14 protein-coding genes are annotated in these 14,627 nt (G+C 52.8%); 10 read left to right on the top strand and 4 right to left on the bottom strand.

Annotated features, from left to right (window positions below; translation table 11 throughout):
- The first annotated feature begins 447 nt into the window (after positions 1 to 447).
- Both Q31b_RS04320 and Q31b_RS04315 read left to right on the top strand, forming a co-directional pair.
- Positions 448 to 1,005: a hypothetical protein gene (locus Q31b_RS04320; protein WP_146598379.1), complete on the top strand. Its 558-nt coding sequence runs from the start codon at positions 448 to 450 to the stop codon at positions 1,003 to 1,005.
- A gap of 30 nt (positions 1,006 to 1,035) precedes the next feature.
- Positions 1,036 to 1,692, top strand: coding sequence for a hypothetical protein (locus Q31b_RS04315; RefSeq protein ID WP_146598378.1), 657 nt, complete (start codon positions 1,036 to 1,038; stop codon positions 1,690 to 1,692).
- Here Q31b_RS04315 and Q31b_RS04310 read toward each other — a convergent pair.
- Positions 1,689 to 2,960 carry a hypothetical protein gene (locus tag Q31b_RS04310; RefSeq protein ID WP_146598377.1) on the bottom strand — a complete coding sequence of 424 codons (1,272 nt, stop codon included), beginning with the start codon at positions 2,958 to 2,960 and terminating at the stop codon, positions 1,689 to 1,691. The genes Q31b_RS04315 and Q31b_RS04310 overlap by 4 nt on opposite strands.
- Positions 2,961 to 3,082: 122 nt before the next feature.
- On the opposite strand from Q31b_RS04310, the gene Q31b_RS04305 reads away from it, so the two are divergent.
- The gene (locus Q31b_RS04305; protein WP_231617287.1) at positions 3,083 to 4,570 is read left to right on the top strand and encodes a deoxyribodipyrimidine photolyase; all 1,488 of its coding nucleotides are present in this window, start codon (positions 3,083 to 3,085) and stop codon (positions 4,568 to 4,570) included.
- Between the two features lie 116 nt (positions 4,571 to 4,686).
- The gene (locus Q31b_RS04300) at positions 4,687 to 5,949 is read left to right on the top strand and encodes an aminotransferase class I/II-fold pyridoxal phosphate-dependent enzyme (RefSeq protein WP_146598376.1); all 1,263 of its coding nucleotides are present in this window, start codon (positions 4,687 to 4,689) and stop codon (positions 5,947 to 5,949) included.
- Here Q31b_RS04300 and Q31b_RS04295 read toward each other — a convergent pair.
- The 3 genes from Q31b_RS04295 to Q31b_RS27865 form a co-directional block, all read right to left on the bottom strand.
- A complete protein-coding gene (locus tag Q31b_RS04295; protein WP_146598375.1) occupies positions 5,930 to 6,691 on the bottom strand; it encodes a PIG-L family deacetylase in 762 nt (253 codons plus the stop codon). The genes Q31b_RS04300 and Q31b_RS04295 overlap by 20 nt on opposite strands.
- A gap of 122 nt (positions 6,692 to 6,813) precedes the next feature.
- Positions 6,814 to 7,341: an SET domain-containing protein gene (locus Q31b_RS04290; protein ID WP_146598374.1), complete on the bottom strand. Its 528-nt coding sequence runs from the start codon at positions 7,339 to 7,341 to the stop codon at positions 6,814 to 6,816.
- 73 nt (positions 7,342 to 7,414) lie between these two features.
- A complete protein-coding gene (locus Q31b_RS27865) occupies positions 7,415 to 7,591 on the bottom strand; it encodes a hypothetical protein (RefSeq protein WP_197170894.1) in 177 nt (58 codons plus the stop codon).
- A gap of 371 nt (positions 7,592 to 7,962) precedes the next feature.
- Here Q31b_RS27865 and Q31b_RS04285 point away from each other — a divergent pair, with 371 nt between their 5' ends.
- The 6 genes from Q31b_RS04285 to Q31b_RS04260 all read left to right on the top strand — a co-directional run bounded on the left by Q31b_RS04285 (position 7,963) and on the right by Q31b_RS04260 (position 14,444).
- A complete protein-coding gene (locus tag Q31b_RS04285; protein ID WP_146598373.1) occupies positions 7,963 to 9,540 on the top strand; it encodes a SpoIIE family protein phosphatase in 1,578 nt (525 codons plus the stop codon).
- Positions 9,541 to 9,619: 79 nt separating this feature from the next.
- A complete protein-coding gene (locus Q31b_RS04280) occupies positions 9,620 to 10,165 on the top strand; it encodes a hypothetical protein (RefSeq protein ID WP_146598372.1) in 546 nt (181 codons plus the stop codon).
- Positions 10,166 to 10,195: 30 nt separating this feature from the next.
- The gene (gene thiD / locus Q31b_RS04275) at positions 10,196 to 10,972 is read left to right on the top strand and encodes a bifunctional hydroxymethylpyrimidine kinase/phosphomethylpyrimidine kinase (RefSeq protein ID WP_231617286.1); all 777 of its coding nucleotides are present in this window, start codon (positions 10,196 to 10,198) and stop codon (positions 10,970 to 10,972) included.
- Positions 10,973 to 10,986: 14 nt separating this feature from the next.
- Positions 10,987 to 11,922: a histone deacetylase family protein gene (locus tag Q31b_RS04270; protein WP_146598370.1), complete on the top strand. Its 936-nt coding sequence runs from the start codon at positions 10,987 to 10,989 to the stop codon at positions 11,920 to 11,922.
- Positions 11,923 to 12,162: 240 nt separating this feature from the next.
- Entirely contained in the window at positions 12,163 to 13,332 is a 1,170-nt protein-coding gene (locus Q31b_RS04265; RefSeq protein WP_197170892.1) for a redoxin family protein, read from the top strand.
- A gap of 56 nt (positions 13,333 to 13,388) precedes the next feature.
- Positions 13,389 to 14,444 (top strand): AAA family ATPase, encoded by a 1,056-nt coding sequence (locus Q31b_RS04260; RefSeq protein ID WP_146598368.1) that lies wholly within the window; start codon positions 13,389 to 13,391, stop codon positions 14,442 to 14,444.
- Positions 14,445 to 14,627 lie beyond the last annotated feature (183 nt).

Raw genomic sequence — 14,627 nt, 5'->3', positions numbered from 1 at the left:
GATTAGCCATTGAGTCGTGTGGGCAACGCCCACACGTTTTGCAATACTCCGCGTGCGGCCTGCTGATTTAATCGTTTAACGCTTAGCCGAAGGCGTCAGCTTTTCCATAAGCGGTCGCCTATGGCTTGGCGTTAAACAATAAGTCGAGTCAAACCGATTAAATCAGCAGGCCGCGTGCGGCACGATGGGCACACGGTTTAACAAAAAAACACAAAACGACTCGTCCTTTGTCCAGATTTAACTTTAGGGTGCGGTACAACGTGACGGGGGCCTCCAGCCCCCATTCTGCGACTGGAAGCCACAGCCACAGCCACAGCCACAGCCACAGCCACAAAAAAAGCAACGCTAAAGTTATATTTTGACGAAGCACTCGTCACAAACTTTAGCAATACGTCGACTAAACCGCGAGTCACCAACATGTCATCGGATAATCCTTTTTCAGATTCCATGCCTACGAATCCGTACTCGCCGACGGTGCAACCACCGAGAATCCCTGGCGATGGGACGATCGATATAGCGAATTTGCATTCGCGGGGACTGGTGGGGCAAGTCCAAATCCTCGGCGTGCTCATGATCGTTCAAGGGGTTTTTATTCTGCTAATGGGCGGGGCGATCACGTTTTATGCATCGCTAATGCCAATGGTGTTTCGTGAAATACGAGCCGACGCGGCACAGAGTGGAAACGCGAATGCGATGCCACCTGAAGCGGATACTTGGTTCCTGGTACTTGGCGTGATCGCTGGTTTGGTGATGATCGCAATCGCGGTTTTCACGATCATCTGCGGAGTGCGGACCTTGCGTTTTCGCGGTCGAGTGATGAGTATCGTGATGCTTTGCGTCGGAATGGTGACGATGTTGACTTGTTATTGTCTACCAACGCAAATCGCACTTTCGATTTACGGTATGATTGTCCTATTCAATCGCCCCGTGGTGATTGCATTCGGCTTTGCCGAAGAAGGCCATTCGCCACATGAGATTCAACGAGCCTTTTATTCGATACCCTAAATCGAACGATCCACCAAGTGAAATCGTACCATGAACGATCCTGCAAACGCATCACCCTCGGGCAATCCTTACGTTCAAGCACGGATGGCTGGATCACCTGACACCGCAGTCGTCCGCCCAACGGGTGTGACCGTCATTTCGGTATTGGCAATCTTGGCCGGAGTCGTTGGCTTGTTCGGTTCGTTGATGATCGGCATACAGCTTTTAGTCGGTGACAAGCTGATGACGATGATGAATCAAGGTGGGCCATTCGAAGAAGCGCAGGCTGAAATGCAGCAAGACATCAACGCGGTGATGGCAAGGTTCTTGATTCCCAGCGTGCTAATAGGTGTGACAGGACTCTTGCTCGCAGTTCTGTACCTTTCGGGTGGCGTGGGGCTGATTTTGCGGAAGCGATGGAGCCGTGTGTTGATGAGACGAACATTGCTCTTCGCGATCGTGTTTGAGTGTTTGCGAAACGCCGTCTATGGGTTGATGCAATTACAGATCGCTCCGATCAACGAAGCCTACATGCGAAAGCTTGCAGAAAAACAAGGCGGTGGCGAAATGGTGGCCCAATTTACTTCCATCGCCGCCGTGGTTGGGATCGTTTTCTTCTTGGCATGGGCTTTGGTCAAGGTTGGATTAATCACTTGGGCTTACCGTTATTTGAGAAAGCCAATCGTGGTGGAGTATATCGATGGCTAGTCAAACATGGTTGGGTCGAGAAGCGGTTCGATCATTCCCGGTGGTTGGTTGCGGCTTCGAGCCACTCGATAAACGTCAATCGTTGCGGATCGTAACTGATCGCCGGGCGGCAACGTGAATCGCCCGACCCCTTTGCCTTGGTAGTTAACGTCCTCGATCACGTTTGGACTCTTGCCAGTTCGATCGATGGCGATCGATTGGATTTGGCGAGTGTGGACGACGAGTTCATAGCGAACGGCGGGCGGCAAGAGAGTCGTCACTTGATGCTCGTCGTACTCACCATTTGGCAAAATCGTTTCATAGGTTTGAATCCGCTTATCGGTGGAATCTCTTTCAAAGGTTTGCTCCGAGACTCCCCCCGCAGGGATGCGGATTTGATGCGGCTGCCCCCCTGCTTTGGTGTCGAGAATGGTGACGATCAACTCACGGTCACTGCCGTTGCGAAGCCCCAGCTTGACTGGCGGAAGTGGCGTCCCAGGAACAACGCGAGTGTCCACGACAACCGACTGAGGGGCGAATCGTGGTGAGAACATCGGGGACGGATTGGCGTACACATTGCCAACATTCAGCACGGTTCCTGAAAAGAAGCCACCGTAGTACCCATGACCGTAAACGTTGCTGCTGTAAAAACTACCGCCGGGCCAAAACCCTGGTAACGGATTCAGCCAATAGACATTGGGTGTGTAAATCGGAACAAAGCCGTGATGACCGTACCCGTTTTGATGTCGATACGCTCGACCCTGTCCGCGTGCAAAGTGGGGAGGTTGGGCGTGCCATTTTCCGTCACCTTGCCTAGGCTGATTGTTGGGCCGATTCCCGGCACCGGGGCGGAAACCTTGATTTGGTCGACGCTGGAGAGCTTGCCCGAGATGTGCGGCCCCCTCTTCGCGTAGACGATCGGGCGGACTTGCGACTGCAACCGGCCTCGTCACAAAGTTGGATGCTTGGTAACGTGGATGCACGTCGTCCAAGTCTGCCATCATCATCGAACCGTTGCCGGACCTCGGCATTCGCAGCACTCGATTGAGTTTTGGATGGAAGTAGCCGATGAAACTTCCGTCAACCGAATCGAACTGCGGTTCCCGCTCGTAGAGAAACGATGGGCCGTTTTGCTGTCGAATCAACAATCTCCCCTCGTGAACCTCCATCTTCGCGGTGACATTTCCGTCGGGCATCACCGCTTCAAACGTCTGAGTCCAGCCAGCGCTTGCCAGTCCCGTACAAAGCAAGGGACCAAGTAGCCAATGCCGCGTTGCTGTCATCATCATTTCGCATACCTTTAGGTAATGGGTCTTCCAGAAAAGGAAGTCGAAGATGGAGATTCGATCGAACGCACTCATTGTACCACAAGATCCGATATTTCTGGCAAACCTCCAAATTTCACCGTCGCATGTTTATTCCTCCAATTCGCCATTCCCTTGCAAACCAACATCCAGTTCGCATCGAGGGTGATTACGTCTTGTATTGGATGATCGCTGCCAGGCGAACGCGATACAATTTTGCACTCCAGCACGCGGTGGACCTCGCAAAACAACTCAATAAGCCACTATTGATTTTCGAACCGCTTCGTGTGCGCTACAAATGGGCGAATGATCGAATGCATCATTTCGCCATTGCAGGGATGCGAGCCAATGCCGAAGCACTGGCGGACAAACCGGTGACCTACTATCCCTATGTCGAGCCCAAGCCAGGTGCAGGGACTCCGCTGCTACACCAGTTGGCCAAAAAGGCGTGTAGCGTCATTGCAGATGAGTACCCCTGCTTTTTCCTGCCGACAATGATCGATGCCGTCAAAGACCAGATTCCTGCCAGGTTGGAACTGATCGACGGCAACTGCGTCATGCCGCTTCGCCGACCCGACCGTACGTTCACCGTCGCTCACAGCTACCGCCGCTGGATGCAAAAAAACATCTTTGACGCGCTGCTGGAAATACCGAAAACCGATCCGCTGCTTCGGAGCAAGCTTCCCGTTCTCCAATCGCTGCCAGCATCGATTTTGAAACGTTGGCCCGCTGCCGATCTCGAAAAGCTGCTCAGCGTGGGCGGACTTGATTCGATACCGATCGATCATTCGGTATCACCATGCGATAAAATCGAAGGCGGCTCGAAAGCAGCCGCCAAACGGTTAACGCACTTTATCAAACACGATATGCAACGCTACGACGTCGATCGAAACCATCCTAATGAAAATGTGACGAGCGGCCTCAGTCCCCACTTGCATTTTGGGCACATCTCGGCCCATGAGATCGTTCTCGAAACGTTAGAGAATCAAGACTGGACCCCCGACAAAGCATCGGCCGCAAATGGCAAAAACCACGGGTTTTGGAACACCAGTGAACCGGCGGAAGCGTTCTTGGATCAAGTGTTGACTTGGCGTGAAATGGGGTTCAATCGAACCTTTCGTGATCCAGACGGATACGACAGGTTGGAAACGCTACCGGAGTGGGCATTCAATTCGTTAATGAAACACAAACCCGATAAGCGGCCTGTGATCTACCGTCTCGAACAATTTGAGCGTGCCGAGACGGACGATCCCATTTGGAATGCCGCTCAGCGTGAGATCGTTCGCACTGGGGTGATGCACAATTACATGCGAATGCTGTGGGGCAAAAAAATTCTGCACTGGTCGGAATCACCGAGCGATGCATTGCGAATCATGATCGAGATAAACAATAAGTATGGACTCGACGGACGCGACCCAAATTCCTACAACGGCATTTTCTGGGTCCTGGGCCGCTTTGACCGAGCCTGGGGACCAGAGAGACCGGTTTTCGGAAACGTCCGCTACATGACGAGCAAAAGTGCTAAACGCAAATTACGAATGGACGAGTATTTAAAGCGATTCGCCAAAAATCCACCCAAAGATTTGTTCACGTAGGCAGAAGAATTGTCTCGGATAACCCCCTGGGCGATTGTCGGTCTCTGGTCGACAATGGTCACACATTCGAAAACGAAAACTAAAGACCTTTCTATCCTTTCTCTTGCGGTTTTGCCATGAATCAACCTTTTGATTCCGATCTTCCCAATATTGATGCTCCTGCGATCGGGCCGCCGACAACGGACCCTGTCCCGCAGCCTTTTGAAGTCAAATTTGCAACGCGGGTCGATCGTTTGCCTCCCTATATGTTTGGTCGAATCAACAATTCGCTTTATCAAAAACGACGAGCCGGGGATGATGTGATCGATTTGGGCATGGGCAACCCGTCCGATCCACCTGATCCTTCCGTCATTCAAAAATTGGCTGACGCAGCTGCTGATCCTGGTAACCATGGCTACAGCAAATCGAATGGCATTTCAAATCTGCGACGAGAGGTTGCTAGCAAATATTACCGGTTGTATGGAGTGCGGCTCGACCCCGATACCGAAGTGATGTCATGCTTGGGCAGTAAGGAGGGGTTTTCGCACATGTGTTTGGCTTTGATGGGGCCAGGCGATACGGCAATCATCCCGTCGCCCTACTTTCCCGTTCATATGTACGGCGTCATTCTGGCCGCTGGTAACGTCGTTGCGCTCGATGTCGCCGATTCTGAAATGTTCTTGCGCAATGTGGCCTACACGTGTGAACACATGGCGCCGACCCCCAAGGTGTTGATTGTCAATTATCCCCACAACCCATCTTCGGCGGTGATTGAACCTGAGTTTTTTGTCGAGGTCGTCCGGCTGGCAAAGAAGTACGGGTTCATGGTGATTCACGACTTCGCGTACGCGGACGTTGCGTTTGATGGCTATCGTCCACCGAGTTTCTTAGCAGCCAAAGGGGCGAAGGATGTCGGTGTCGAATTTACGACGATGAGCAAAGGGTACAATATGGCCGGTTGGCGAGTCGGTTTCTGTGCTGGCAATTCCGAAATGATTCGAGGTCTTGGGACGGTCAAAGGCTACTACGATTACGGAATGTTCGCAGCGGTTCAAATTGCAGCGATCGTGGCGCTTCGAGAAACCGATACGAACGTTGAAAAACAATCGAGGATTTACCAAGGGCGTCGAGACGTTTTGGTCAGTGGCCTAAGGCGATTGGGCTGGGATGTGACACCGCCCAAAGCAGGCATGTTCGTTTGGGCCAAAGTCCCTGAACCGTGGGCCAGTTCAATGAGCACGATGGATTTTGCCTTAAAACTACTCGAAGAAGGTAACGTCGCGGTCAGTCCCGGTAGCGGCTTTGGGCAAGGTGGCGAGGGTTTTCTGCGAATGTCCTTGGTAGAAAACGAACAACGACTTCGGCAAGCGGTTCGGCAGATCAGCAAATGCCTTGGTTGATGCCCGCTTTGCCGATCGCCAGTGTGATCATCAAATCGTCAACGGCGAACGGTTTCGCAGCTGCGAACGATTCGCCAGCTGTCACGCCAGCTGCGGCACCTGTTACCGTCGCAGCAGCACGTACCCGCGTGACGATATTCGGTTTGTGCTCGAATTGGGTTTTGTAGCACAATATGGATTCAATCTTTTGTTCGATCGTATCGCTAATGTCAACAATTTGGTGATACGGGTTGCCTGTAATCGTGTCCGGATCGACGGCGAGTCGATAGTACAATTGGCGTCGAATCAAATGCACGGGCAAGTTTGGGAAGTGGTCATCCCATTTCGACAAGCGGCTATAGAAGACGGCGGCATCGGTAATCTGCATCGCTTGCCAATGATCAGGCGATGCCATCGGTGTTTTTTCACCGAAACCGATCACTAACTTTGGTCGATAGCGACGGAACTCGGCCGCCAATGCAACGCGAGTTTCAAAGCAATCAAATAGCCGGCGATTGGGCAAATCGAGCTGGATTCGTTTGTGAACACCTAGCGTTTTAGCCGCCTCATCCGCTTCGCGCAACCGCACATCCGGGCCAGGGGAATTTGGGGTTGGTTCACCATCGGTCAAGTCGATGATTCCGACCCGGTAGCCTTTGCTGACCAATTTCGCCAGCGTGCCACCGCAAGCGATTTCGACATCATCGGGATGAGCGCCGACCGCTATCAAATCGAGTGGTTCGGGAAGATCCTTCGAATTCATTGTCCCTCTTCTTCTTTCGATCTAGCAAGAGTTTATTTGCTGTTAATTTGCTGGCACGTTTGGCTGATCGCACCGGCACTTTAGCCTCCCCAGCATTGCCGGGAGGGTGGGATCGGCAACGACTAGCGAGATTTCTTTTTCTTCTTTTTTTTCTTCTCGAACTTTTTCATTTTCTCGACCTCATCTTGATCGACGACCCAGCCACGGCAATTGGGGGCACCGCAATGGCATTTTGGGATCCAATCGGCGGCCATCCATCCATAATCAAACGTGATTTGCGAACCTTCTTCAATGTTGCAAATCGCGATCAGAGCCATCGACTTCTTCGTCGCGACGATCAGCTCGGCATTCGGGTTGCAGGAATGGTTGACGAACGCACCCGGAATCGCCGGTTCCAAAAGCCATTTTTCGCTGAGGTCCATCACATAGGTGGAGCCTTCATAAGCGGACTTTCGATGCACTTGGCCCTTGATTTCGACGATCAACTCGCCTGGCGTGAATTGCCTCTGAGCAAACACGCCGCGGCCAGCGGGACCGCCGCTTTTGACGATGATGTCGTCATCTTCATAATTCCGGTAGTCGTAATCCTGGTCGAGTTTGGCTTGCAGTTTTTTACGGCGCCGGGCTGAAAGGGGAATGATCAATGACATGGGTGTAAGTCAAGTTGGAGAAAGTAGAATGGGCTTGTTGAATAACTATTTATACCTTGCTCGTAAAAAATCGCTATGCCTTGTTTTCGCTAAGAGGTTTGCAGAGCAGCGCCTTTGTCTCGGCGACGCGGCCGCATTTCTTGCACGCATAGTTCGCATTTCGAGCTTGCTCGAGCAGGAAATCGATCGAGGATTCAATTTCATCGCGATCCCATTTGCAGATCTCTTTCTTCTTTTTTTTGTCTTTCATTTTGTTACTCAAAAAAGTGACTTCCCCGTCGCGAAGACACGTCAAGAGCTCCGTCGGTTGAAGACCGAAAGTCTTGACGACTTTCGCTGCAGTCGAGACTGGCAAATGGTGTGGTCGTGCGGACAGCACCGATTGTAATCGACATTCTAGCACCGTGGTAAAATTCCGTGACTTTGTCGCTCATTCCTGTTAGCGAAAGCGTACGGAGCCGCCGATGACGTTCTTAGCATCGACGATGGATTCGGATGCAATAGCCCGCTTGGTCCGCCCACGACCGCTTGCTCTGGCACGGATCGCCTCTCCCCCCCTCCCGGCTTTAGGCAAAAAGCGAACTAGCGATCCTTTCCTTGAAACACGAGCATTGAACGAGCGTGACTAAAAACAACCCAAGCTATCTGCGTATTCATCATGGGCCAGCGACGACGCGTACTGGCCAATCCGATCAGGCTGTCAAGCAGCGGGGCGGCAACCCTGCGAAAACTCGGCTCGCCGAGCATGCCAATCGGTCGGAACCGATCGAGAGGTTTTGGCAGGTCTTCGGCGACTCGACCGGTTGGCGAATCGATAGGTCAAAGCGAAAAATTGACGCTACCATTAGCTTGTTGCCCAGCGTCAATTCCGACTGCCTCACCTATCCCAACGATCGAACCGCTTCGATCGCAAAACCGGATGCAAAACGTTTAGCCGAAGCTGCCATGCGAATGTCGGAGGAGCTCATCCGTCTTCGGGAAACGCTTCGCAACCAAGAGATGGAGTTGGCTGCCCGCGCTGCGATTCTACCGACTGTCGCAGGACGTGGTGCGTTGGCCGATCGGATGGAAGGGATTCTGCTTGACGCTATCGCAGCGACACGCTGCGATGTCGCCGTCATCTATCTGCTCGACGACAACACGGAACGCCTGACCGCTCGAGCCAGTTGCGGAATCACGCTCGAGCGTTTAGAGCAGCTGGCAAGACCTTTGCAAGGGAGCCGCGGCGATTTGGAAGCGATGGTGCAGGGCGTTGTCACAGTCGACGACTTTTTGGCTGGTGACATCGACACATGGAATCGTCCGGAGAGCTTTGTTGGTGGTATCTGTGCAGCCATCCTCAATGACTCCGTTCCGATCGGCACGCTTTGGTTGTTCAGTGAAGAAGGCGTGACCTTCACAGCGGCGGAATCCGCGGTCGCACGATTGGCTGCCAAGGCAATCGCAACCGAAATCTCGACCGCTGCAGCAAGCGAATTTGCCAGTCCCAAAGCGGCCCAGTTGGCAACGAACTCGATTCAAGATCTGGCCGAGTGGCAGCACCTCAGTTTGCCAGTAGGGAATCGAATCGCCGACGGTTGGAAGGTCGACGGGATGCTGGAATCACCAAACTCCGTTGCAACGGGTTGGCACTCTTGGGACATTTTACCCGATGGTACGATCATGTTGGCGATGGCGGAAGCCATCGAGTCGGATTTACGTGGTTCGATCGGCAGCGTCGTTGCTCGTTCCGCACTAACGGCCCATAGCAACTATCGTCACAATCCAAAGCAAATGCTCAGCCGAATCGCCGATACGCTTTGGCAGACCAATAGCGGTGATCAATTGATGTCGATGATCTACTTTCACTTCGACCCAGAATCAGGGGACGGTAGCTATGCGTCGGCGGGCAACCTCACCGCGATGATTAGTAGCCGGTATGGATACCGTCCGCTCGTTGATGGATCGAGCGAACCGCTGGGGACATCGATCGATGCGCATCCAATGTGTGGTCGTTTTTCGGTACTACCTTCGGAAACATTGCTGTGCGTCAATCGCGGCATGCTATTGGACGGTGCAACGCAATCGTTGCTGGGGGATTCGCTACGGACGAGCATGACGATGGGCGACACAAATCCGCTGGCGGCCATTCGCCGGAACATCGCCGACCGACCGTTAAAACATGAACGGGCTGCGATGACACTGCTTCGGCAAAAATAACGTTTGTTAAAAATTTCTATTGACTCTGCCGTCGATTCACAGTAGTTGTGGATAGTAACCCTTTGTTGTGGAGGCAGTGATGAAGCAAGATTCAAACGAGAGATCGCCTCAGGAACGCTCGACGATCGAGCGTTTCTTGGCCGGTTTGAACGAGTGTATTTTCTTGTCCAAGTTGGGCGTTGCCGACGTCCAGCTCGTCGACTATCTGAGCGAGCTAATGCTTCGCTTTGTACGAACGGAAGCTTTGCACCGCGTTCGCAAACCGAACGGCACACCCGCAACCGAAGTCTTCCAAATGGTTGTCGAAGCGGATCGTCGTGTTGGACTCGCTCGCCGTGAAGTCCATCGTCATATCGGGGACTTTACATTGTTCTGGTCCGGTATGTACCCTGAAAGTCTGCGGCGGATAAAACCCGACCAGTCGCGTGACGGTTTTGTTGACTACTGCAAACAAGGCAAACGCGCTTATCAAATCGCAGCGCAGATCGAAGGAGGCGATGATCGCCCTTCGTCCGATTTACTGATGCGATTGAGTGAGCAATTTGAATTGTGTGCCTACGGTCTTCGAGAGGTCCGCCGCGAATGGGAAGAGGGTGACAGCGGGAATCATTTGCTGGTTTCTTAGTTTACAACACGAAACGTCTGAGGCCAAGTTTTGCCAATCGCTATGACGATCGCCGGATCGGATCCATCCGGCGGTGCGGGATTACAAGCCGACCTGAAGACGTTTCATCAGCACGGTGTCTATGGAACCAGCATTGTTACGCTGTTGACGGTGCAGAACACGCACGCGGTTTCCGCAGTGCAAACGATCGACATCGATTTCGTAACCGCACAGCTCGATGCGGTCGTCTCGGATCTGCCGCCAACCGCGGCGAAAACAGGGGCTCTTGGCAGTGCGGCAATCATTGATGCGGTCGCCGCTCGGGCTGCTGACTTTGTGTTTCCGCTGGTCGTCGATCCCGTCATGATTAGTAAGCACGGCGCATCCTTGATCGATAAAAAGGCAATCTCCTCCCTTCGAGACCAGCTCATTCCCAAAGCTTTTTTGCTAACGCCGAATCGGTTGGAAGCGGCTCGATTAACCGATCAAAACGTTGTGACGATTGACCAAATGATGCAAGCTGCCTCGACGATTTTCGCAATGGGAGCAAGAAATGTTCTCGTCAAGGGAGGCGGAATGAATGACCAGGCGGTGGATGTGTTGTATGATGGCAAGCGTTTTTCACTTTTTGAAGCTGAGCGGATCGACACGGTACATACGCATGGAACCGGCTGTGTCCTATCGGCCGCCATTACCGCAAACCTGGCCAACGGGTTGACGCTTACCAAAGCCATTGAATCCGCAAAACGTTTCATTAGCACCGCGATTCAAAGTGGTTCCGGCGTTGGAAACGGCATTCGTCCTGTCGACTTTCATTCGCCAATTTGAACAGGAATCCGCTCGTGACACTCCTCTATTCGGATCCGGTTTTCCAAGAACATGAAACCGGCGATCACCCTGAATGTGCGGCACGGTTGATGCCGGTCATTCGCTACCTGCACTTCGTTTCACTCGACCAACTCTGTAAACGTCCCTCTTGGCAGCCGGTGACATCGGAGCGTCTGGAACGGGTTCACCACGTCGAATATATCGAATCGATACGCCAACTGGCTCTTGCGGGTGGTGGACAAGTCGATCCCGACACCATCGTTTCGAGTCGCTCCTATGACGTGGCGTTGCAAGCGACCGGGGCGGTCGTCGATGCGGTGGAGCGGGTCGTTCGAGGCGAAGATACGAGCGCGTTTTGCCTGTCGCGACCACCCGGACATCACGCGTTAGCTGACAAAGGCATGGGTTTTTGTTTGTTCAACCATGTTGCCGTCGCTGCCAAAGTGGCGACCGAGATTTTGGGGCTTGAACGCGTTTTGATCGTTGATTTTGACGTCCATCATGGAAACGGCACACAAGCCATTTTTTGGGAAGACCCCCGCGTCGGCTTCTTTTCGATTCATCGTTCCCCATTCTACCCGCATACAGGCTTGAAGGACGAAATCGGCGCAGGTGCAGGTGGGGGGGCGACCCGGAATGTGCCGATCGAGTTCGGGACCTCGCGAAAGGAGCAATTGGAAACGTTTGCTTTGTCACTCGGCGGATTTGCGAAACGCATGTCGCCACAACTGGTTCTGGTCAGCGCTGGGTTTGACAGCCACCGACTCGATCCCGTTGGGTCGCTGGGGCTCGAAAGCGAGGATTTCGCCACGATCACCGATGAGGTCATACGGATTGCACAAAAGTACGCGGAAGGTCGAGTCGTCAGTGTTCTCGAAGGTGGCTACAATCCACTTGTCCTTGCGGAGTGCGTCGGCCAACATGTCGAAGAGCTCGTGCAGAAAGCTTGATATCGATGGAGTGGGCTGTCCTTTGGCGACGTAGCCCCGGCAAGAAGCCAAGACGCCGTTTACAATTTGGTAAGGGGTGGATTCCGGGACTACCGTTGGTCGTCCCTGCCTCCTTTGGCAAACGAAATTTTAAAAGCCTTGTTTGCTGTCGAGCCTACTATTACGATGGGCAGGTTGACGCGGTTGGCCTGCCTGTATTTCCATTCTGTTCCTCTCTGCCCACAACTCGCGGTTCTTATAATGCTGATCCAATGTCGAATACCTGCTGGTCTTTGCTTGTTGCTTTCGTTTTTATTCATCGCGAATACCACGCCAGGCAAAGCGGCGGAAGCGGAGTTTCCTGACGATTGGTATTTTAGTGGTCAAGAAACCTTGCGATCCAACTTGGAAGGTTCTGCGGCGATTGAGTGGTCGACCGATACCTGGATTGGTGACGAAACGACGCTAAGTGATTGCCGCGGCAAGGTGGTCGTCATCGATTTCTGGGCGACTTGGTGCGGCCCTTGCGTGGCATCGATTCCCAAAAACATTGAATTGGTTGAATCCTATCCAGACGAGCTTGTCTTTATCGGAATGCATTCGGCAGCATCGGGTTGGAACAAAGCGGATCAAATGGTCAAGGATCGCCAGATCAATTACGCCGTGGCCTTAGATAGTGGCGAAACCACCGATGCCTATGGGGTCAATGCCTACCCCACCTATGTGATCATTGACCGCAGTGGCACCGTTCGTGCCGCAGGGGTTCAACCGTCCCACGTCAAATCGATCGTCTCGAAGTTGGTGGAAGAGTCGGGGCCGACTTCTTGGGCAACATCGCTGCCTGGTTTGGACAGCGATTGGTTTTACAACGGGTCGCTGCGGATGCCGACTTGGCAAGATCAACTCGGGCAACCTGCCAAACCCATTCGAGGACGTTCATGGTGGAATCCCGACGATGTCGAGCAATCGGACGAGTTGGAGGCGTTTGAAGAAGAACGGCCGACGGGAGTTGTTCGAGTCTTGCACTTTACCCGGCCTGGATTGGCGATCACAGATGCACAATTGAAATCACTAAACGACACAGCAGGCAAGTATGCTCCGCAAGGAGTCGACTTTGCCGTTGTTTGTGACCAAGAAAGCGATTGGGATTCAGTGAGAGCGTTTGCCGCGGAGATTGACTTGTCCGTCCCGTTGGTGCTCGATCAACCAATAGAGGAAGCGGGGGGCGATGAGGCTTCCGTTCTTGATCAGGCGAAGCCAGAGTCGATCACGAAACCACGCGAAGCTGGTAAAACGGCACAGAGTTACCACGTCCGAGTTGCACCGGTAACCTTGGTGATCGATCGCGATGGTCGCATCCGAGCGACAGGTTTGAAGATAGAAAAACTCAGCAACGCATTGGATCGATTGTTGGCGGAAAGATCACAGTAGCACTCACAAAGACAGCAATCTAGCATCGCCTTCTATTCCTAATAACAGTTTCCAACATGACAGACACCTCCGCCAAGCCAGCACCTAATTCTAGCCCTGCTCTATCGAACGAACGTGTATCAAGTGAATGGGCACCAGACGAATCGCCCGCGAGTGCGCCGTTCGCACGCTCAGTGATCGAGCAAGTGGGCCATACGGTGGTCGGACAAAGTGAAGTGGTTGAACGCGTTTTGATTGCGTTATTAACAGGTGGCCACCTGTTGCTCGAAGGCGTTCCGGGAATTGCCAAGACCTTGTTGGTGCAAGCGGTCGGCAAAGCGATCGATTTACAGTTTAAACGCGTTCAATTCACGATCGACTTGTTGCCATCCGACATTTTGGGTTCCGAGATTTTGGACCAGAAATCGGGCCAGTTCCATATCCATAAGGGACCGGTTTTTACCAACTTGTTATTGGCCGATGAAATCAACCGTGCCTCACCAAAAGTACAGTCCGCTTTGCTCGAAGCGATGCAGGAACGTCGAGTGTCAATCGGGGATGAGACGCACGCATTGCCTGCGCCCTTTTTAGTCATCGCTACCCAAAATCCGGTCGAGCAGGCAGGGACGTTTGAGTTACCTGAAGCACAATTGGATCGATTCATGATGTGCCACCGCTTGCGATATCCAACGCCGAGCGAAGAAACCGAAGTGGTCAAGCGGGCGTTAAAACTAAAGCTCGAGCGGCAAGGTGACGGTGCGGTTCCGCAGTCAATGTTTGATGCGATTGGAGACGAGCATACGCTAAGTGTCAGGGATTTGACCGAAGCGATGACCGAGGTTCAAACGGTTCACGTCAGCGACGTTTTTGTTGACGATTGCATCAAGTTAGTGGGCGCAACGCGGTCTCACAAAGACATTGTGCTCGGCTGTAGCCCGAGGGCCGCACTGAGTCTCGTGAACGCTTCCAGAGCACGAGCGTTTATCTACGGTCGCAGCTATGTGATTCCAGAGGATCTGTTCACGTTAGCGGAAGATGTGATTTTACACCGGGTAAGACTTAGCTATGAAGCAATCGCCGACGGGCGAACGCCACAATCCGTGCTCGATCAATTACTCGGCGAGATGCTGTAGAAACACGTGGCACAGGCTTCTAGCCTGTGAAGAGAAAATCATAGGCTTAAAGCCTGGATGGAGAAAATCATAGGCTTGAAGCCTGGATGGAGAAAATCATAGGCTTGAAGCCTGGATGGAGAAAATCACAGGTTTGAAGCCTGGATGGAGAAAATCATAGGATTGAAGCCTGGATGGAGAAAA

The sequence above is a fragment of the Novipirellula aureliae genome (genome assembly GCF_007860185.1).
In the GTDB taxonomy this organism is placed as follows: domain Bacteria; phylum Planctomycetota; class Planctomycetia; order Pirellulales; family Pirellulaceae; genus Novipirellula_A; species Novipirellula_A aureliae.
Note: the sequence above shows the minus strand (reverse complement) of the source record. Positions and strands in the feature narration are given on the sequence as shown.